This window comes from Variovorax sp. P4_D9, assembly GCF_056401695.1.
In genome coordinates this window covers 19,819-39,776 of the sequence record NZ_JBFUIU010000009.1, presented here as the reverse complement: position 1 = coordinate 39,776, position 19,958 = coordinate 19,819, and the positions used below count along the sequence as shown (strand labels likewise).

The 19,958-nt window shown below is 66.3% G+C and carries 21 protein-coding genes; 10 read left to right on the top strand and 11 right to left on the bottom strand.

Annotation, left to right across the window (positions count from 1 at the left end):
• The 9 genes from AC1DY5_RS02210 to AC1DY5_RS02170 form a co-directional block, all read left to right on the top strand.
• The coding region (locus AC1DY5_RS02210; protein WP_478107972.1) for an enoyl-CoA hydratase/isomerase family protein at positions 1 to 567 on the top strand (567 nt) is incomplete at its 5' end.
• Complete coding sequence (locus AC1DY5_RS02205) at positions 564 to 2,186, top strand: acyl-CoA mutase large subunit family protein (protein WP_478107970.1); 1,623 nt, start codon at positions 564 to 566, stop codon at positions 2,184 to 2,186. The genes AC1DY5_RS02210 and AC1DY5_RS02205, both read left to right, overlap by 4 nt.
• Entirely contained in the window at positions 2,183 to 2,599 is a 417-nt protein-coding gene (locus AC1DY5_RS02200; protein WP_478107968.1) for a cobalamin B12-binding domain-containing protein, read from the top strand. Before AC1DY5_RS02205 ends, AC1DY5_RS02200 begins: the two co-directional genes overlap by 4 nt.
• A 62-nt stretch (positions 2,600 to 2,661) precedes the next feature.
• Positions 2,662 to 3,789, top strand: coding sequence for a CaiB/BaiF CoA transferase family protein (locus AC1DY5_RS02195; RefSeq protein WP_478107965.1), 1,128 nt, complete (start codon positions 2,662 to 2,664; stop codon positions 3,787 to 3,789).
• A complete protein-coding gene (locus AC1DY5_RS02190; protein WP_478107963.1) occupies positions 3,786 to 4,700 on the top strand; it encodes an ArgK/MeaB family GTPase in 915 nt (304 codons plus the stop codon). Before AC1DY5_RS02195 ends, AC1DY5_RS02190 begins: the two co-directional genes overlap by 4 nt.
• A 240-nt stretch (positions 4,701 to 4,940) precedes the next feature.
• Positions 4,941 to 6,188, top strand: coding sequence for an ABC transporter substrate-binding protein (locus tag AC1DY5_RS02185; protein WP_478107974.1), 1,248 nt, complete (start codon positions 4,941 to 4,943; stop codon positions 6,186 to 6,188).
• A gap of 150 nt (positions 6,189 to 6,338) precedes the next feature.
• On the top strand, positions 6,339 to 7,343 hold the full coding sequence (locus AC1DY5_RS02180) for an isopenicillin N synthase family dioxygenase (RefSeq protein ID WP_478107961.1): 1,005 nt from the start codon (positions 6,339 to 6,341) through the stop codon (positions 7,341 to 7,343).
• A gap of 11 nt (positions 7,344 to 7,354) precedes the next feature.
• Positions 7,355 to 8,788 (top strand): aldehyde dehydrogenase family protein, encoded by a 1,434-nt coding sequence (locus tag AC1DY5_RS02175; RefSeq protein WP_478107959.1) that lies wholly within the window; start codon positions 7,355 to 7,357, stop codon positions 8,786 to 8,788.
• An 11-nt stretch (positions 8,789 to 8,799) separates the two neighbouring features.
• On the top strand, positions 8,800 to 9,552 hold the full coding sequence (locus AC1DY5_RS02170) for a glucose 1-dehydrogenase (protein ID WP_478107957.1): 753 nt from the start codon (positions 8,800 to 8,802) through the stop codon (positions 9,550 to 9,552).
• A 27-nt stretch (positions 9,553 to 9,579) separates the two neighbouring features.
• Here AC1DY5_RS02170 and AC1DY5_RS02165 read toward each other — a convergent pair whose 3' ends face one another.
• From AC1DY5_RS02165 to AC1DY5_RS02140, 6 genes are all read right to left on the bottom strand, one after another.
• Positions 9,580 to 10,764, bottom strand: coding sequence for an amylo-alpha-1,6-glucosidase (locus tag AC1DY5_RS02165; RefSeq protein WP_478107955.1), 1,185 nt, complete (start codon positions 10,762 to 10,764; stop codon positions 9,580 to 9,582).
• 97 nt (positions 10,765 to 10,861) lie between these two features.
• Positions 10,862 to 11,677, bottom strand: a complete 816-nt coding sequence (locus tag AC1DY5_RS02160) for an ABC transporter permease (protein ID WP_478107953.1) — start codon at positions 11,675 to 11,677, stop codon at positions 10,862 to 10,864.
• The gene (locus tag AC1DY5_RS02155) at positions 11,674 to 12,576 is read right to left on the bottom strand and encodes an ABC transporter permease (protein ID WP_478107951.1); all 903 of its coding nucleotides are present in this window, start codon (positions 12,574 to 12,576) and stop codon (positions 11,674 to 11,676) included. Before AC1DY5_RS02155 ends, AC1DY5_RS02160 begins: the two co-directional genes overlap by 4 nt.
• Positions 12,573 to 13,712 carry an ABC transporter ATP-binding protein gene (locus AC1DY5_RS02150; protein WP_478107949.1) on the bottom strand — a complete coding sequence of 380 codons (1,140 nt, stop codon included), beginning with the start codon at positions 13,710 to 13,712 and terminating at the stop codon, positions 12,573 to 12,575. Before AC1DY5_RS02150 ends, AC1DY5_RS02155 begins: the two co-directional genes overlap by 4 nt.
• Positions 13,709 to 14,755, bottom strand: a complete 1,047-nt coding sequence (locus AC1DY5_RS02145; protein ID WP_478107947.1) for an ABC transporter substrate-binding protein — start codon at positions 14,753 to 14,755, stop codon at positions 13,709 to 13,711. Before AC1DY5_RS02145 ends, AC1DY5_RS02150 begins: the two co-directional genes overlap by 4 nt.
• Positions 14,756 to 14,782: 27 nt before the next feature.
• Positions 14,783 to 15,769, bottom strand: coding sequence for an isopenicillin N synthase family dioxygenase (locus tag AC1DY5_RS02140; protein WP_478107945.1), 987 nt, complete (start codon positions 15,767 to 15,769; stop codon positions 14,783 to 14,785).
• A gap of 209 nt (positions 15,770 to 15,978) precedes the next feature.
• Between AC1DY5_RS02140 and rutR the strand changes: the two genes are divergently transcribed.
• Positions 15,979 to 16,758 (top strand): HTH-type transcriptional regulator RutR, encoded by a 780-nt coding sequence (gene rutR / locus AC1DY5_RS02135; RefSeq protein WP_478107943.1) that lies wholly within the window; start codon positions 15,979 to 15,981, stop codon positions 16,756 to 16,758.
• Between the two features lie 6 nt (positions 16,759 to 16,764).
• Here rutR and rutF read toward each other — a convergent pair whose 3' ends face one another.
• From rutF to rutB, 5 genes are read right to left on the bottom strand one after another with little or no spacing between them, the layout of a single operon-like run.
• A complete protein-coding gene (gene rutF / locus AC1DY5_RS02130) occupies positions 16,765 to 17,322 on the bottom strand; it encodes an NADH-dependent FMN reductase RutF (protein WP_478107942.1) in 558 nt (185 codons plus the stop codon).
• Between the two features lie 32 nt (positions 17,323 to 17,354).
• Entirely contained in the window at positions 17,355 to 17,945 is a 591-nt protein-coding gene (locus AC1DY5_RS02125; protein ID WP_478107940.1) for a malonic semialdehyde reductase, read from the bottom strand.
• A complete protein-coding gene (gene rutD / locus AC1DY5_RS02120) occupies positions 17,942 to 18,742 on the bottom strand; it encodes a pyrimidine utilization protein D (protein WP_478107937.1) in 801 nt (266 codons plus the stop codon). The genes AC1DY5_RS02125 and rutD overlap by 4 nt, the downstream gene beginning before the upstream one ends.
• A gap of 2 nt (positions 18,743 to 18,744) precedes the next feature.
• A complete protein-coding gene (rutC, locus tag AC1DY5_RS02115; protein ID WP_478107935.1) occupies positions 18,745 to 19,137 on the bottom strand; it encodes a pyrimidine utilization protein C in 393 nt (130 codons plus the stop codon).
• 28 nt (positions 19,138 to 19,165) lie between these two features.
• A complete protein-coding gene (gene rutB, locus AC1DY5_RS02110; RefSeq protein ID WP_478107934.1) occupies positions 19,166 to 19,954 on the bottom strand; it encodes a pyrimidine utilization protein B in 789 nt (262 codons plus the stop codon).
• Positions 19,955 to 19,958: the final 4 nt, after the last annotated feature.

Below are 19,958 nucleotides of genomic sequence, written 5' to 3'. Positions count from 1 at the left end.
GAACTGGCCGGCGTGCGCGACGAGCCGTCGACGGTCGACATGGCCGAGCAGTCGCGCGCAGCGCTCGATGCGGTCCGGGCATGCCCGGTACCGGTGCTGGCGTACCTGAACGGAGACGCCATCGGCGGCGGCGCCGAACTGGCTTTGGCGTGTGATATGCGGATGCAGGCGAAGCACGCGCGTATCGGCTTCATCCACGCGCGGCTCGCCATCTCATCGGCATGGGGAGGCGGCCCGGATCTGTGCCAGCTGGTGGGCAGCGCCCGGGCGATGCGCATGATGAGCCGCGGCGAGCTCGTTGACGCACCGCAGGCGCTGCAGTGGGGCCTGGCCGACGTGGTTGCATCCGACGGCCCGACGGGAGAGGATGTGCACGCCTTCCTCGAACCGCTTCGCATGTGTGCGCCCCAGGTGCTGCGCGGCATCAAGGCGCAGACCGCGGCCTGGCGCCACGGTGCTTCATACGAGGCCCGCCGCGGCGTAGAGCGGCAGCAGGTGCTCAAGACCTGGCTCCACGACGATCACTGGCGCGCGTCGGACAGGTTTCTTGCCAGGAGCGCGAAATGAGCGGCGGCGTGGATCCGGCTGTGCCCGACATGGAGCCACAGCTGCGCCCCGTCAGCCCGAGTGGCATCGAAGTTCCGACCAGCGTCGGCGCGGAGGCCGTGCGGTCCGCCAACATCGGTGCGGCCGGGGAGTACCCCTTCACGCGAGGGATCTTTCCCGATGGGTATCAAGGCCGCCTCTGGACCATCCGTCAGTACTCGGGCTTCGGCACGGCCGAGGAATCCAACGAACGCTACAAGTTCCTGCTGGAAAAGGGGCAGACGGGCCTGTCGGTGGCGCTCGATCTGCCGACCCAGTGCGGCCTGGATCCGGTTCATCCGATGGCGCGGCCGGAGATCGGGAAGGTCGGCGTGTCGTTGTCCAACCTGAGCGAGGCCGAGATCCTGTTCAAAGGCCTGGACCTGTCGAAGATCTCGACCTCGTTCACGATCAACGGGACGGCCGCCATCGTCTATGCGATGTACCTGGCCGTGGCCGACAAGCAGAACGTTCCGCGCAGCAAGCTGACCGGAACGATCCAGAACGACATCCTGAAGGAGTACGTCGCACGCGGTACCTGGATCTTCCCGGTGCGCCCTTCGATGCGTCTGATCGCGGACTCGATCCTCTACTCCAACGACGTCTCGCCGCGCTTCAATCCCATCAGTATCGCGGGCGCCCATGTGCGCGACGCAGGCGCGACGGCGGCCGAGGAGATGGCCTACACCCTGGCCAACGGCCTGGCCTACGTGGACGAATTGCAGGCACGCGGCGGCGACGTCGAGAAGTTCGCCAAGCGCCTGTCGTTCTTCTTCTACGTGCACATGGACTTCTTCGACGAGATCGCCAAGTTCCGCGCGGGCCGCCGACTGTGGGCGCGTCTGATGAAGGAACGCTACGGCGTCCAGGATCCGAAGGCCCAGCACTTCCGCTTCGGCGTGGTGTGCGGCGGCTCGTCACTGGTCGCGCCGCAGCCTTACAACAATGTCGTGCGCGTCGCGGTGGAAACGATGGCTGCGGTGCTGGGGGGCGCCCAGTCCATCTTCACCTGCGCGTTCGACGAGGCCTTTCAGATTCCGACCGAGTCCTCGGCCGAGCTGGCCGTGCGCACGCAGCAGATCATCGCCTTCGAAAGCGGCATCGGGCGCACGGTCGATCCCCTGGGCGGCAGCTACTTCCTGGAGCAGCACACCGACCGGATGGAGCAGCAGATCACCCAGGTGATGGGCGAGATCGATGCGTACGGGGGCGTGATCCGGGCCATCGAGGACGGATGGATCCAACTGCGGCTCGCTGAGCGCGGGCTCGAACGCAAGATCGACACCGATTCGGGCCGCAACGTGATCGTCGGCCAGAACCACTTCAAGAAGGCGGATGAGGAGGTCAAGGTCGGCGAGGTGTTCACGCTTGATCCGACCGTGGCCCAGCGCGCGCTCGAAAAATTCCAGCGGGTGCTCGATACGCGCCAGCAATCGGAGGTCGACCGATCGCTCGTCAGGCTGTCCGCCGCGGCGGCCAAGGACAACGAAAACATCATGCCCTACCTCGTGGAGTGCTGCCACGCCTACGCCACCGTCGGCGAAATGGTGGCTCGCCTGAAGGAGCAATGGGGCGAATTCAAGGAACCGGTGAATCTATGAGCGCTCCACAGACCCCTGCCGCACTGGCGGCGAAGCGGATACTGATCGGCAAGCCCGGTCTCGACGGGCACGACATCGGCGCCAAGATCATTGCGTTGACACTGCGCAACGCGGGCGCGGAGGTGATCTACACCGGGCTGCGCCGCAGTCCGCTGCAGATTGCGCAGGTGGCGGTAGACGAGGGCGTTGATGCGGTGGGCCTGAGCATTCTGTCGGGCAGTCACAAGGAGCTTGTCGCCGAAGTCATCGCGCAGCTGCGGGAACTCGGGGCGCACGATGTCAAGGTCTTCGTCGGTGGCACCATCCCGGCAGAGGACCAGTCCTATCTGCGCGACCTGGGCGTCACGGCGATCTTCACCGCCGACATGCCGCTGGACGTTGTCGTCCGTTCGCTGGCGAAGAGCCTGGCATGAGCGCAGCGTCGGACCGCCCTCAAGCAAGCTCGCACTGCCGTGCGAAGCACGAAGACACTCCAGTGAACGCGCCGCTCGGGGGAATCCGGATCGTGGAAGTCGGCCACATGCTGGCCGGTCCCTATTGCGGCCTGATGCTGGCCGACATGGGCGCCGAAGTCATCAAGATCGAGACGCCCGAAGGCGATATCGGCCGCACCGTCAGCCCCCACTTCGTGGGACCGCACAACGCCTACTTCGCGAGCCTCAACCGCAACAAGAAGAGCGTCGTGCTCGACCTGGCCAGCGACGAGGGGCGCGCGGCACTGGGTCGCATCGTCGAGACCTCGCATGCGCTCGTGACGAACCTGCGGCCCTCCGCGATCCGCAAGCTCGGCCTCACCTACGACGTGCTTCGGAGATGGAACGAGCGCCTGGTCTGCGTGGCCCTGACGGGTTACGGCCTCGACGGGCCGTATGCGGACAACCCGGCCTACGACTACGTCATTCAGGCGATGACGGGCGTGATGGCGCTGACAGGCGACCCTGAGGCGCCGCCGACCAAGGCCGGCTACTCCGCAGTCGACAACTCGGCGGGCCTGGTGGCAGCGGTGGGGCTGCTGGCCAAGATCGTGCAGGGCCAGGGCGGCCAGGTCGACATCGCGATGTACGACGTGATGCTCTCGCAGCTCAATTACCTCGCGGGTGCCGCGCTCAACGCTGGCGAGACCATCGAACGCCTGGCCGATTCGTCTCACCCCTACGTCGTTCCGGCGCAGATCTTCGCGACGGCCGAAGGGTGGCTTACCCTGTTCATCACCCACGACAAGTTCTGGAAGACCTTCTGCGGCGAGATCGGGCGTCCCGAGTGGACCGTGGACCGGAAGTTCGCCACCATGGCCGAGCGGCGGACGCATCGGGCCGAAGTCATCGCCGCCATCGCGAGCGTGCTCCGCCGGGCCTCGGCGGCCGAATGGGTGCGCCGCTTGAGTCCGCTGGGCGTGGTGGTGGCCGAAGTCGGCACCCTGAATGCCGCCCTGCGCAGCGACATCGCCGCCGCGCGCTCGCTGGTCGTACCGTTGGGCGACGGCAGCTTGCCGCTGCAGGCGGTGGCGAGCCCGATCCGATTCGAGGGGTTCTCACCAGTCTATGGCTTGCCGCCCCTGCTGGACGAGCACGGCGACGAAGTGCTGGGCAGGGTCGCGACATGAGCATGTTGCCCTTGGACCGATGGGCGCTGAGTCGGGCGCTGACGCGCACGGCCAACGCGAGCACGGCAGAGCTGTCGCAGTCTGCGCCGCGCGAATGGCCGGCGCATGCTGCCCGCCGGATCGGCGTCACCGGGGCACCCGGCGCCGGCAAGAGCACGTTGGTCGGGCATCTTGCGCTCGAACGAGCGTCGAAGGGGCGACTGGGGGTGCTGGCCGTCGATCCGAGCAGTCCGAAGAGCGGCGGCGCGATCCTGGGCGACCGTGTTCGCATGGACKACCTGGCCGGCGCCAGCGATCTCTACATTCGCTCGCTCGGCTCGCGACGTACCTGCGACGGCCTCGCCGACAACTTGCCCGAGATGCTGGACATCATGGACGAATTCGGCTTCGACGAAGTTCTGCTCGAAACGGTCGGCATCGGCCAGGCCGAATACGCGGTGCGCGCACAGGTCGACACCCTGGTCCTCGTGCTACTGCCCGAGAGCGGCGATACGGTGCAGGCCATGAAGGCTGGGATCATGGAGATGGCCGACATCCTCGTGGTCAACAAGTCGGACCTGCCGGGGGCGCAAAGGATGGCCACCGACATCCAGCGCATTGCGGCCGTGACCCGACAGCCCGAGGGCGCGTGGCGGGCGCCCATCCTGCTGACCTCGGCGTCGCAGCCGGCATCGATCCACGCGCTGTCGGAGGCGATCGACCGGCACCAGGCATGGCGCAGCGCCGACCCCCAGCGACACCAGCAATTGCGCGCCCAGCGGGTCTGCTATCGGCTCAGGCGGCTGCTGGAGATGCGCATCGCGGACGCGATCGCCGGCCARGACGACGACTTTTTTGAGGCACCGCTCAAGCAGCAATTGGCGCTGGCACTGGCGGCGGTGGTCCGCGCTTGCGGCGAGCGGGTGGATTGAGCCATGTCGCGCGCGCAGATCAAGTCGCTCAAGAGAACCCTGCGCACGGGCGCCTGTGCCCAGGCGACGGAAGCACAGGCGCTCGAAGCCCGCGCTGCCGCGTCTTCCCTGGCGCGGCGAAGCGTCGCCCACCACGCGGCGGGGGGCTCGGGTCCGGGTCCGCCGGCCCCGCGGTTCGGCCACCTCAGAAGGGGGGCCGATGAGCAAGCAACGTTTGAATCGAACAAACAGGAGACAAAAATGAGAAATTCTTCCAGTAGCGCCATCTTGAAAAAAAACTCGAGATCGCGAGGCCGCATCGCTGCGGCGGGGGCTCTGATTTCCATCGCGGCCAGCGCGCCGGCGTGGTCGAAGATCAACGACGACGTCGTCAAGATCGGCGTTCTCGCCGACATGTCCGGCATCTACTCCGACATGGGCGGCAACGGAATCACCGAGGCAGTGAAGATGGCGATCGCCGATCTCGGCGGCACGATCAACGGCAAGAAGATCGAGATCGTGACGGCCAATCATTCCGCCAAGCCCGACATCGCGGCAACCACGGCGCGCGAATGGTTCGACACGCAGGGCGTGGACATGATCATCAGTGGACCCAGTTCGGGAACCAGCCTTGCAATTGCCAAGGTTGCCGCGGAGAAGAAGAAGATCGTCATGGTGACAGGCGGTGTCGCGGCCCAGTTGACCAACGAGGAGTGCTCTCCGTACACGGTCCACTATCTTTACGACACAGTGGCCCTGGCCCGCGGAACCGGCGCGGCGATGACCCGGCAGGGCGGCAAGACTTGGTACTTCCTGACGGTCGACTACGCATTCGGCGACTCCCTCGAGCGGGAGACCACGCAGGTCGTCCAGGCCAATGGCGGCAAGGTGCTCGGCAGCGTCCGCCACCCTTTGTCTGCCTCCGATTTCTCATCGTTCCTGTTGCAGGCCAAAGCCTCCGGGGCAGAAGTCCTGGGCTTGGCGAACGGCGGAGGAGACACGATCAATTCGATCAAGGCCGCGAGCGAATTCGGCATCTCCAAGTCGATGAAGATCGCGGGGCTCATGCTGTTCATCACCGACGTTCATGCCCTGGGACTCAAGCTGACCAGCGGCATCAATCTGACCGAAGCGTGGTACTGGGATTCGGATGAGAAATCGAGAAAGTGGGCCGACCGCTTCCAGGAAAAGATGAAGAAGAAGCCTACCAGCATGCAGGCGGCCAGCTACTCGGCGGCGTTTCACTATCTGAGCGCGGTCAAGCAGTTGGGGTCCGACCAGGCAGAGGAGGTGATGACTCAGATGAGGAAGGAGAAGATCAACGATATGTACACCCAGAATGGCTACATCCGGGCGGACGGGCGCATGGTCCACGATTTGCGGCTCATGGAAATCAAGAGCCCTGCTGAAACGAAGGGTCCCTGGGACTACTACAAGCAGGTGCAGCTGATCCCGGGCGATCAGGCATTTGCTTCCAAATCGGAATCCAAGTGCAAATTGTGGAACTGACGGGAACTCTCTTCGAGAGTTCGAAGAGCAGTGATTTTTTGGTAACTACCATTTGAGGAGACATGAACCATGATGACATCAGCGAGCGCGGAGATTGAAAAGGTGGCTGCTTCCGCGGGCGTTCGGGCTTCCATTGCGAATGGAAAGGAATTGCCTGTCTTGGACGTCGGGCCCTATCTGGCGGGCGTGCCCGGAGCACTCGAGCAGTTGGCGGCAGATGTGAAGTGGATCCAGGAAAACCTGGGCTTCTTCGCGATCGTCAACCACGGAATTCCGCAGTCCCTGATCGACGAGTCGTTCCGTCAGACCGAGAAGCTCTTCGAGATTTCGACGGAAGAAAAGCTCAAGCACCGGGTCGGGTACCACCACCAGGGCTATCTGCCGCCCAAGTCCTCCATCCTGAAATCGACCGCCATCATGGAAAAGATCGCGGTCAACACCAAGAAGGACACCAACGCCGCCTGGTTGTTCATGAGGAATCGCACCGCCGACGATCCGAAGGTTCTTTCCAATGTCCGTCATCGCGGGCTGAATCAATGGCCGGAAAGCCTTCCGGAGTTCAGGAAGACGCTGTTCGAGTACCAGACGTCGATGGAGAAGCTCTCGCTCAAGCTGCTACCGATCTATGCGCGTGCGCTGAACCTCCCTGCCGATTACTTCGACAGCTTGTTCAAGGCGCCGGAGTACTACCAGCGCTGCGCCTACTACCATCCCGAAGAGAACATGGAGGAAGGCCAGTATGCGCTGGCTCCGCATTCCGACGGAAGCTTCCTGACGCTGCTGCCGATGACGCCGGTGCCTGGGCTGCAGGTGATGACACCGTCGAAGGAGTGGCTCAAGGTCAGCTACATCAAGGATGCGCTGATCGTGAACACGGGGCAGATCCTCAATCGTCTTTCCAACGATCGATTCATCGCCACGCCGCACCGGGTCGTCAATCCGCCGATGAAGCGCTACGCGCTGACCTTCTTCTTCTACCCGGACGATGACGCCAACGTCGGGCCGATCGCAGCATGCATGAAGCCGGGCGAGAAGGCGAAGTACGACTCGCGCTCCTTCTACGACTTCTTCGTCCCCTACCTGGACGATCTCTACCACTACAACGATCCCAACTTCATGAGTGAGGTCGAGCCTGCAAGGGCCGGCTCGAAGTGAAGGAGCAATGCGTGAGCAAATTGCTGATCGATGGCCAATGGGTCGATGCGGTCGATGGCAAAACCATCGACGTCGTCGATCCGTGCAGCGGAAAGGCGTTCGCGAAGATCGCAAGAGGCCGGTCCGCGGATATTGAACTGGCGGTCGCGGCGGCGCGCCGTGCGCTGGCAGGCCCTTGGGGGCGCCTGACGGCGACGGAACGGGGCCGAATCCTGCAGCGCCTCGGGCAGATCATCTTGGACCATGCCGAGGAACTGGCCGAGGTGGAGGCCCGCGACACCGGCAAGCCCATGTCCGTGGCCCGCGCGGACGCCAAGGCGGTGGCGCGCTATTTCGAGTTCTACGGCGGCGCTGCCGACAAGATCCACGGCCAGACCATCCCCTACCTGGGTGGCTACAACGTGAGCGTCGTTCGAATTCCGCACGGCGTCACCGCCCACATCATTCCGTGGAACTATCCCGCGCAGATGATGGGGCGCACGCTGGCTCCCGCACTGGCCATGGGAAACGCGGCGGTGGTCAAGCCCTCCGAGGACGCCTGCCTGAGCGCCCTAAAGCTCGGTGAGCTGGCGATGCAGGCCGGACTGCCGCCCGGCGCCCTGAACATCGTGACCGGCTATGGCGCCGAGGCCGGCGCGGCGCTGACCTCGCATTCAGGCATCGACTTCGCGACGTTCACGGGCTCCCCCGAGGTCGGTGTCCAGGTGCAGCAAGCCACGGCGCGTCACCATGTCCCGTGCGTTCTCGAGCTCGGGGGCAAATCGCCGCAGATCGTCTTTGAGGACGCGGACTTGGACAAGGCCGCACCCCTCATCGTCCGGGCCATCGTCCAGAACGCCGGCCAGACATGCTCGGCCGGCAGCCGGCTCCTCGTGCAAGCGAACATCTACGACCGGTTCGTTGCAACGATCGCGGCCAGCTTCGAGGCGCTGAAGGTCGGAACGCCGGAGATGGATCTGGACTGCGGTCCGTTGATCAACGCGAGGCAACACGACAAGGTGAGCTCGTTCATCGCCGAAGCGGCCGCCATGGGGGTGCCCAAACTGGCCGAGGGCAGGCTGGCGCCAGGCGTTCCCCGGGAGGGCTACTTCGTCAAGCCGGTGCTCTTCGGTCCGGTGCCTCGCGGGCATCGTCTGGCTTGCCAGGAGGTTTTCGGTCCGGTGCTGTCGGTCATGCCATTCACGGACGAAGACGATGCGGTGCAGCTGGCCAATGCGACGGACTACGGTCTCGTTGCCGGCGTCTGGACGGAGAACGGAAGCCGTCAGGCGCGGCTGGCGCAGCGCATCGCCAGCGGCCAGGTCTTCATCAATTGCTATGGCGCGGGCGGCGGAGTCGAGCTGCCTTTCGGGGGCGTCAAGAAAAGCGGCTATGGCCGCGAGAAAGGGTTTCTCGCCCTGGAAGAGATGAGCACCACCAAGACCATTGTCCAGCACTTCGAGTAAGGAAATCCACCATGTCCAGATTGAGCAACAAGATCGCGATCGTCACGGGTGCGGGCAGCGGATTCGGCGCCGCGATCGCACGAGCCTATGTCAACGAGAATGCACGGGTCGTCCTTGCCGACGTCAACCTAGAGGCGGCCCGGGGCATCGCCTCGGGATTGGGCGACAACGCGAGCGCCGTGGCTTGCGACGTGAGCCGCTTCGACCAGGTGCAAGCCATGGTTCACCATTGCGTGGCGTGCTTCGGTATCCCCGACGTCGTGGTCAACAACGCGGGCACTACCCATCGCAACCAGTCGATGCTGGATGTCGATGAAGAGACTTTCGATCGCGTGTTCGCCGTCAATGTGAAGTCGATCTATCACATGACGCGCGCGGTGGTTCCCCTGATGAAGGAGAAGAAGGACGGCGTGATCATCAATGTGGGATCAGTCGGCGGCATCCGTCCGCGCCCCGGCCTGACCTGGTACAACAGTTCGAAGGGCGCGGTGAAGGTCATGACGAAGTCGATGGCCGTCGAACTGGCGTCCGATGGCATTCGTGTCAATCTCATTTCCCCGGTCATGGCGCCTACGGGCCTTCTGCAGGATTTCATGGGCGTAGCGGATACTGCCGAAAACCGGGCTCGCTTCGTCTCGACGATTCCGCTGGGAAGGATGTGCGACCCGGCCGACGTGGCGAACGTGGCCCTGTTCCTCGCCAGCGCCGAGGCTCGTTTCCTGACCGGAGTCGAGATGCCTGTGGACGGCGGGCGTTCCATCTGACGACCTACAGGGCATGAATGGCGTCGCTCACCAAGCCACCCCACCCCCCTCCAGCGCACGCCGCGCAAGCAGGAAGGTCGCGGCGTTCCAGCTCTGCCCGGCCATCCCCATCGGCGCCAGCGTGCGGCCGTGAAACCACTCGGTGAAACGCCAGTCGTCGAGTTGATTCGTGCGCGCCAGCCGTGCGAGCGCGGGCCAGGCCAGTTCGTGCAGGCCCAGCCCGGCCAGCGCCATCACCCAGAACCCACCGACGAAGGGCCAGATGCCGCCGTTGTGATACTGGTGCACGATGTTCTGCTGGTGGCGCCCCATGTAAGCCCGCCAGAGCGCGTGCTGGCGCGTCACCGGATGCAGCACCACCCGCACCGGATAGGGCTCGGCGGCACGCGCATCGGCGATGGTGTTGACGATGCGGCGTGCCATGTCGGCATCGGCGAGCCCGCTCTGGATCGCCAGCACATTGCCGAACACATCGCCCTCGTCGCCGACGACCGCGAGGTTGACGAAGCTCAGATAGAGCCCGGGGTCGAGTCGGCCGCGCCGCGCGTAGTGCCGCAGCAGCCGGGCCCGGTGGTACTCGGGCAGGTCGCGCTGGAACGGATTGAACAGGTGGTTGAAGTGATGCTGCGTCGCCTCGGCATGATCGAGCGCGAAGCGCCGCTTGACGTCGTACCACAGGGCATTGCTGTAGAGCACATAGCCCGAGCGCGGCATGATGTCGGCCCAGTCGCTGGCCTCGTTCTGCTGCAGCAGCCTGAAGTGCTGGTGCTCCTGCGCCAGCAGCCAGCCGAGCGCGCGCTCCACCTCGGGCGCCCAGTGCGAGGCGCCGACGCCGCCATGGCGGCGCACATGGTCGACCGCGATCAGCCACCACAAGGTGGCGTCGATGCAGCCCAGGTACCAGAAATCGGCATCGCGGCCTTCGGGGTCGACGTACTTGGGAATCTGGCCATTGGCCGCCTGTTGCGCCGCCAGTGCTTCGAGGCTGGCYACCGCGCCTTGCTCCAGCGCCGGCACGCCGCTGCCGCACATCGCCATCACGCAGATCGCGGCGTCGCGCCCGAAGATGCGCGTGTAGCGCCGGGCCTCGGCCGCCTCGGTACGGCTGGCGGCCAGGATGCCGTGCGGCGTCAGGTTGCGCTGCAGGAGTTCGAGCGAAGCCTGGGAGCAGGCGTCGATCAGTGCGAGCGCGGGGGCGTCGAGCTTCGTCATGGACGTGTTTGGTTGCCTTGGGGAGCGTTACCCGGCATTGTCGCGGCACATCGATCACCCTGGCCGGAGCCGGCTGCCTGAGCGCGGCCGGGCGACTTCAGCCAAAGCGCAGCGTCCGCAGGCCCACGGTGCGGTCGACCCACACCACCACCACCAGCGTCAGCAGGATGCTGACCGTCGACACCGCCGCGGCCGTCGGGTCGAAGTCCCAGCGCAGGTAGTCGAAGAGCTGCAGCGGCAGCGTCGTCATGCCAATGCCCTTGAGCAGCAGCGACATGTTGAACAGGTCGAACGAGATCACGAAGGCAAAAAGCGCGCCGGTGATGATCCCCGGCTTGATCAGCGGCAGCGTCACGCGCACGAAGGCGCGCCACGGCGATGCGCCGAGGCTTCGCGCGGCCTGCTCCAGCGATGCGTCCTGGTTGTAGAGTGCCGACGCCACGTTGGTGAAGACGTAGGGCAGCGTCACCAGTACGTGGCCGACCACCAGGCCGAGCATCGTGCGCGTGCCGATGCCGGTGGCGTACAGGAAGAAAAGCAGCGCGATGGCCGTGAGGATCTCGGGCAGCATCAGCGGCATCATCAGCAGCATGCGCAGGGGCTCGCGCAGGCGGCTTGCATGCCGTACCACGTAAATCGCACCGGCGATTCCGATCGCCGAAGAGATCAGCGTCGCGATGGCGGCCAGCATCAGCGAGGTGCGGATCGCCCGCATGAAGGCCTCGTTGGCGAACAGCGCGCCGAACCAGCGCAGCGAGATGCCTTGCGGCGGGAAGGTCATGAACTCGCCGGCGTTCAGCGACATCAGCACGATGATCGCGATCGGCAGCAGCAGGAAAACGTAGACCGCGCCGACGTAGAGCAGGCCGAGGCCATCGGCCACGCGGTGCGAAAGCGGTGCGCGGCGGTTCATGCCAGCCCCTTCATGAATCTGCCCGTGAGCCTGATATAGAGCGCCACCGCCAGCATGCCGCAAGCCGTGAGCACCAGCGCCTGCGCCGCACCGGCGGGCCACTGGAAGTTGTCGATCAGGTTCTGCACCACCAGCACCGACATCGTCTTGACCTGCGCACCGCCGAGCATCACCGGCGTCACGTAGGCGCTCAGCGAGAGCACGAAGACGAGAATGGTGCCGGCCTGGATGCCGGGCCACGACAACGGAAGCACCAGCCGCCAGAACACCTTGATCCGGGAGGCGCCGAGCGAGCGCGCCGCCGACTCGAGCGACGGGTCGATGCTCTGGATCACGCCGACCAGCGGCAGGATCATGAAGGGCAGGAAGACATGCACCAGCGCGATGGTCACGCCCAGCCGGTTGTTCATGAGCTGCAGGCCGGTCTGGACCAGCCCGAGATCGAGCAGCATGCGGTTGACAACGCCGTTGCCCGACAGCAGGATCAGCCAGCCGAAGCTGCGCACCACCACGCCGACCAGCAGCGGCGACAGCACCAGCACGTAGAGCAGGCTGCCCCAACGCGAGCTGGTGCGCGCCAGGTGGTAGGCCACCGGGTAGCCCAGCAGCAGGCAGACCGGCGTAACCGTCAGGCCGAGTAGCAGCGTGTCGCCGAGCACGCCCAGCAGGTAGCCGTCGCCAAGCGCACGGCCGTAGTTGCCGAGCGTGAAGCCGGCGCCGTAGGGCGCGCCGACGGCCGGCGGCCGCAGGCTCATCAGGACGATGTTGAGATAGGGCAGCACCAGGAACACGCCGATCAGCACCAGCGCCGGCGCGATCAGCCAGAAGGCGCGGCGCGCCAGCGGCACCGTGCGCGTGGGCCGCGGCAGCGGCGCCGCGGAAGCGATGGCGGCGCTCATTCGTTCCCCGCGATGATCCAGGCGTGGCCGGTCTCGAAGCGCATGCCGCTGGCCGCGCCGGCCGCCACCCGCTGGCCCGGCGCGGTCTGCACCAGCAGCGACAGGCCATCGCCGCACTGCACCGTGTGCTCGACGCTGCTGCCGAGGAAGTAGCTGGTGCTGACCAGCCCCTGGAACGGACCGCGGCCGTCGAAGTGGATCGCCTCGGGCCGGATCGTGACGTGCACCGCGCGGCCCGGCAGCAGCGGCTGGTCGAAATCGGCCTCGACCGCACCGATCGAGGTCTCGACGCGATAGCGCAGGAAGCCGTTCTCGCCGGGCAGCATCGATTGCACGCGGCCCTCGATCAGGTTCGAGCGGCCGATGAAGCGCGCCACGTCGACGCTGCGCGGGCGCAGGTAGATCGCCTCGGGCACGTCGAACTGCTGCAGCCTGCCGCCGAGCATCACGGCCACGCGATCGGACATCACCATTGCCTCGGCCTGGTCGTGCGTCACGTAGAGCGTGGTGATGCCGATGCGCTTCTGCAGTTCGCGGATGAACACCCGCATGTCCTCGCGCAGCACGGCGTCGAGGTTGGCCAGCGGCTCGTCGAGCAGCAGCAGGCGCGGCTCGATCACCAGCGCGCGCGCCAGCGCCACGCGTTGCTGCTGGCCGCCCGAGAGCTGGCGCGGATAGCGGTCGGCCATGCTTGCGAGCTGCACCATCGCCAGCACGGCGTCTATGCGGCGCACTATCTCGGCCTTCGGCATATTGCGCATCTCGAGGCCGAAGGCCAAGTTGCGGCGCACCGTCAGGTGCGGGAAGAGCGCGTAGTTCTGGAACACCATGCCGATGTCGCGGCGCTCCGGCGGCAGGTCGGTGATGTCCTCGCCGTCGAGCAGCACCTCACCCTGGTCGGGGTATTCGAAGCCGGCCACGCAGCGCAGCGTGGTGGTCTTGCCGCAGCCGCTGGGCCCGAGCAGCGAGATGAACTCGCCGGGCTCGGTGTCGAGCTCCAGCGCGTGGATCGCGGTCATCGACTGGAAGCCCTTGCGCAGCCCGCGGAAGGTAAGCCGCGTCATGCGGCGCGGGCGTATCGCTGCCGAGGCATCGGCGGAGGCCGGCAGCGCGCCGGCGGACATCACGGCGCTCATTTGATCTCCCGGTTCCATCGGTCGGTGATGGCGGGCAGCTGCGGGTTCACCCTGCTCCAGTCGAAGCCGACGATCGACGCCATCGCCTTGCCGCTGACCGGCACCTCGGCCGCCAGCTCGGCCGGCAGCTGCACCTTGGTGTTGGTGGGCGAGGTGTAGAACTCCTTGGCCATCATCAGCTGCACCTCGGGCTGCAGGATGAAGTTGAGGTACTTGTACGCCTCCTCCTTGTTGGGCGCGTTCTTGAGGATGTTGAACGACTGCTCGAAGGCCACGACGCCCTCGGTCGGCACCACCATCTCGACCGGCACGCCCTTCTTCTTGAGCGCCACGATTTCAGGAAAGTCGATCACCGCGACCGTGACGTCGCCGCGCGTGAGCATGGTCGACAGCGTGCCACTCCAGTCGGCCTGCGTGAAGGGCAGCAGCTTCTTGATCTCGACGAAGGCGCGGTCGATCGCATCCTGCGAGCCGCCGTAGATCTTGGCGGTCATCAGGAGGAACAGCATCGCGGCCGTGTTGCCGATCTGGTAGAGCCCGATCTTTCCCTTGAACTCCGGGTTGGTCCAGAGGTCGGTCCACGACTTGGGCGGGGTCTTCACGAGGTCCTTGCGGTAGCCGATGCCGATCGTCGATACGATGCCGCGCACGCCGTTGTCGCCCGGGTTGCGCAGGTTCGGAAAGACGTTGGTGAGGTTCGGCACCTTGGCCGGCGGAATCGGCTCGAAGTAACCTTCGTCGCGCACCACGCTGGCGATGTTCTCGTTGACCATCAGCACGCTGTAGGGCGGCTTCTCGATGCCGGCCGCGCGCAGGTTGGCGATGAAGTTCTTGCCCAGCCCGACGTCGAGTGTGGGCTGCACGCCGTTGGACTTGTCGAACATCGGCAGCAGGTCGCTGCGCCAGAACTTCTCCCAGCGGCCGCCGTAGGTGTTGACGACCAGCGGCGAGGCGGCGAAGGCCGACAGGCCTGGCAGGCCGAGCGCGGTGGCGGCGGCCAGGCTGCGGAGAAGGGTTTCGCGACGATTGAGMGGAGCGTTCATGGATGCTTTCGGGAAGAGTGGGAGGAGTCAGGCCTCGATGGCGCCGGGGACGGGTGCGCGGCGGTAGTCGTAGTTGCGGTTGAGGCGGTCGAGCAGGTAGTCGCCGTAGTGCACCGGCTCGTACAGCGGCGGATGGGCGTCGTCGGTGCAGGTCGGCAGGCACTCGATCAGCGCGTCCATGCCGGGGTCGAGGAAGTAGGGCAGCGAGTAGCGGTCGCCGCCCGAGCGGTTGATGACGCGGTGCGGCGTCGAGACGAAGCGCTGGTTGGTCCAGCGCGCGAGCATGTCGCCGACATTGAGCACGTAGGTGTCCGGGATCGGCGGGGCCTCGATCCAGTCGCCGCCGCGCGGACGCACCTGCAGGCCGCCGGCGTTGTCCTGGGCCAGCAGCGTGATGACACCGTAGTCAGTGTGCGGCGCCGAGCCCATCTGCTCGTCCTGCACCGGCGGCTGCGGCGGGTAGTGCAGCAGCCGCAGGAAGGTGGTGGGCTTGTCGAAGTGATGGTCGAGTTCGCGCGCAGGCATGCCCAGGCTCATCGCGATCAACTGCACGATGTAGCGGCCCAGCGCGTCGACTTCGGCGATGTAGTTCACGACTCTCGGCCTGAAGTTCGGAATCCAGTCCGGCCATCGGTTGGGGCCCTGCAGCGGCAGGCCGGCGACGAGCCCCGGATCGTCGGGCGGCAGTTCGTGCATCAGCATCAACGACTCGCTCATGTTCGGCCGCGTGACCTTGGCCACCGACGAGGTCACGATGGTCGAGGTCGCCATGCCCATGTAGCCGCGATGGAAGCCGTTGATCGCGATCGACTGCTTGCGCTCCAGCGGCGAGGCGTGGAATTCGCGCGAGGCGTCGAAGGCCGCGTCGCGCGAGGCCCGCCTCACGTTGTGGCCCGCGATGTAGGCGAAGCCGATGCTGCTCAGGGCGTCGTACAGGTTGGCGGCGGCGTCGCGCGCGGCCGGCGCCTGCGGATCGATGTTGCCGCCGAGGTCGATGAGAGGGATGGAAGTCATGACAGGTTCCGAAAGGACGAGACGGGCAGGCCAGAGGGGCGCTGTGCAGCACGACATGCAACGTCCATGCCAGTTGGACCAAATGGACAAATACACTAGGCTGCGACGGCGCGGCCGCCGACCGCGCGGACCCCTGCGCCTCGGCATGGTGCGCCGCATAGTCCAGCCAGGGGCGATGCGCGGGTACGACTCGTGCAAGGAAACGACGCGTGACATTCGACGACACACCAGGAGCACAGCAGCACATGCCAAAGACACCAGCGGGGCGAACGGCCACGACACGGGCGGGCGCGACGGTGAAGCCGGGCAAGGCCAAGGCGCCGCAACGCGTCATCGCGAAGCGGGCTCGGGTCGCGCGCAGTCCAGCCGCGCTGAGCCGGCGCCTGCGCCAGATCGAGGACAAGCGCAGCGTGATCCTGGCCGCCGCCCTGGGCCTGTTCTCGCGCTTCGGCCTGCATGGCACCAGCGTCGACCAGGTGGCCGCGCGCGCCGACGTGTCCAAGAGTAACCTGCTCTACTACTTCGCCAACAAGGAGGAGTTGTATGTGTCGGTGCTGCGCGAGCTGCTTGCTGTCTGGCTCGAGCCGCTGCGCGGTTTTCATGCCGACCAGGACCCGCGCGAAGCCATCGGCAGCTACATCCGGCGCAAGCTCGTGATCTCGCGCGACCAGCCCGATGCATCACGCCTGTTCTGCCTCGAGATGATCCAGGGCGCGCCGCTGCTGCGCGATGAACTCGGGCAGGAGCTGCGCGACCTGGTCGACCGGAAGTCGGAGGTGATCCGCGACTGGGTGGCCGCCGGCAAGCTGGCGACGGTGGACCCGCACCACCTGATCTTCGCGCTCTGGGCCACCACCCAGCACTACGCCGATTTCGGCGTCCAGGTGCAGGCCATCACCGGCCGCACGCTCGACGACCCGGAGTTCTTCGAGCAGGCGGTGGCCAACGTGCAGCGCATCGTCCTCGAAGGAATTTCGGCGCCGTTGTAGCGAGGGTCAGTGGGGCTGGGCCACGATGTCGTGATAGCGCCGATCGAAGTAGATAAGGCCGTGCGCGGCGTCGCCGAGCGTGATCGCCACGGCTTCGCAGAACAGCACGTCGTGGGTGCCGACGTGGGTGCTGCGCACGACCCGGCAGTCGAAGGATGCGGCCGCGCCTTCGAGCACGGGCGAACCCGTGCGGCCGGTGCGCCAGCAGCCCGCGGCGAAGCGATCGTCCATCGGCGTCTTGCCGCCGAAGACGCCGGACAGCGCCTGGTGCCCGGCGGCGAGTACGTTTACGCACAGCACGGCGTTGGCCTGGAACGCGGGATACACCGACGCCGTGCGGTTGAGGCAGATGAGCAGCGTGGGCGGCTCGTCGGTCACGCTGCAGACCGCGGAGGCGGTGAAGCCGGCGCGACCGGCGGGGCCATCGGTGGTGATGATGTTGACCGCCGCGCCCAGTCGGGACATGGCGTTGCGGTAGTCGGTCTTTTCCAGCGACAGGCCTGTGCTGTCGGGTGCGGCAGCGGCGGCATTCGATGCAGCGGCAAGTGCGGTGGCGTTCAACATGGGCGGGACTCCTCGAAGGGTTTTGGCCGTGCTCAGGCCAGGGTGCAGGCCTGCTCGAATTCGAGGCGCGGCAGGCGGCCGAACAGCTTCGAGGCGTCGCCGCGGCCGAGGTTGATCAGGAAGTTCGAGGTCCAGGTGCTGCCGGCGAAGAACGCGGCGTCCACCTTGCCCTTGTCGAAGCCCGACAGCGGACCGGCATCGAGGCCGAGCGAGCGCGCGGCGAGCAGCAGGTAGGCGGCTTGCAGCGTGCCGTTGCGGAATGCGGTCTCGTGCGCGAGCTCGGGGCTGCCGGTGAACCAGCTCCTGGCATCGCCGTGCGGGAAGAGCCTCGGCAGTTCTTCGTAGAAGGTCTTGTCGAACGCGGCGATCACGGTCACGGGCGCGCTCATCGTCTTCTCGAGATTGCCTTTCGACAAGGCCGGCGCAAGGCGCTGCTTCGCCTCCGCAGTGCGCACGAAGACGAAGCGGCCTGGCGAGCAGTTGGCAGAGGTCGGACCCATGCGGGCCAGTTTGTACAGCTTGCGGAGCATCGCGTCGGAGACCGGCTCGGCGGTCCAGCCGTTGTGCGAGCGGGCTTCGGTGAAGAGGGTCGCCAGCATGGCGTCATCCAGGGTGCGGGTCATGGGGTGGTCTCGGGGGTCGTCACGCGGGCCAGGAATGCCAGCAGGCTGCGGTTGAAGGTCTCGGGGTCGGTCACGCTGTGCGCATGGCCGCCGTGCGGCACACGGTCCAGCGTGGCGTTGGGCAGGCCGTCGGCGAGGCGTTGCGAGCAGGTCCAGGGCACCAGCACGTCGTCGGTGGCGGCCGCGACCAGCGTCGGCACGGCGATGTCCGGCAGTCGAGCATCGACGTCGAAGGCGCGCAGCGCGGCGATGCGCGCGCGCATGTTGGCTTCGCCCGGGAAGTGCGCCACGGCATGCTCGACTTCGTCGGCGACGCGCTGTGCATGCCCGGCGCACCAAGCGGCGGGGTACAGGAAGATCGGCTGCGCCTCGACATAGGCGCGGGGGCCGCGGGCGCCGAGCAGCGCGAGGCGCGCATCGAAGCAGCGCGCCGAATGCGGATTGGGGCGGGACCACGCATTGACCAGCGCCAGGCTGGCGACCCGCGAGGGCGCGTCGAGCGCCAGTTGCAAGCCCACCAGGCCGCCCAGCGCATGACCGACGATGTGGCAGCGCGGCGTCGATGTCGTGTCCATGATCTCGATCATGTCGCGCGCCATGTCGGCGATCGCATAGCCCTCGGCGAGGCAGGCCGGGCTGCGTCCGGTGCCGCGCTGGTCGTAGGCAATCACGCGATGGCCCGCCGCGAGCAGCGCGCCGAGCTGCGGCTGCCAGAAGCCGGCCGAGCCGCCGAGGCCCGACGACAGCAGCACCGCATCGCCTTCGGCCGGTCCATGCACCTCGAAATGCAGCGGCATGCTTAGGCCTTCGTGCCGATGTGCGCTATCGAGGCGATCTCGACCAGCGCGTCGGGTTTCACCAGGCCGCACTGGATGCAGTAGCGTGCCGGCTTCACGCCCGGAAAGTAGTCGGCGTAGACCGCGTTGACCTTGGCGTAGTCGGCCCAGTCCTTGATCATGATCATGTTGAAGGTCACGTCGTCCATGGTGCCGCCAGCGGTCGTGACGACGCTCTTGATGCTCTCGAGCACGTGCCGGGTCTGCGCCGTGGCGTCGCCGACGTGCACGACGTTGTTGTCCTTGTCGAAGGGCAGGGTGCCCGACACGTAGACGACGCCGTCGGCCATGGTGCCGGGCACGAAGGGCGCGATCGGGGTGGTGGTGCCGGGCGGGATGATGGCTTGCTTGGGCATGGTTGCTCCTTCTCGGGATAGACTCGTATCAGGCGGTGGCCGTTTCGGCCGGGGTAGCTTGGGACGCGGCTCGGGGCGCGAGGGTGCGGCAGAAATCGTCGACCGTCGAGACCCAGCCGAAGAAGGTCTCGACGTTGTAGACGGCCGCCTTCTGGATCGCTTCGCCGCCGAGCTCGTGCGTGGCGTCCTCGAGCATCACGGCGAAGTACTCGAGGTGGAAGGCGTCGCGCAGCGTCGACTCGACGCAGACGTTGGTCGCGATGCCGGTGAACACCAGGTTGCGGATCCCGCGCGCGCGCAGCGTGCCGTCGAGCGTGCTATTGAAGAAGCCGCTGTAGCGCGTCTTCGGGATCACGATGTCGCCGGTCTGCGGCTTTATCGCGTCGATCAGTTCGTAGTCCCAGCCGCCCTTGGCGAGGAACTTGCCCTGCAGTTCGGGCTTCCTGCGCATGGTTTTGAGCGCGTTCGACTTGTACCAGTTGGGCGAGCCCGGGCCTCCTGCCTCGACATAGCCGGCGTCCCAGCCGTTCTGCAGGAACACGATCCGCATGCCGGCCGCACGTGCGGCGGCGATGCTGCGCGCGATGTTGTCGATCACGCCCTGCGCGCCCGAGATGTCGAAGCCTGCCGCGTCGACGTAGCCGCCGATCGACGCATAGGCGTTCTGCATGTCGACCACGATCAGGGCCGAGTTGGCGCAGTGCAGCGCCAGGGGTTCGGGGCGCGCGGGCAGCACCAGCGGCGCAGGTGCGCCCGGGGCGTTGGGCACGCCGACCGGCGTGATGGAGGTCAGGGTGGTGTTCTTGATGGTGCTCATTGCC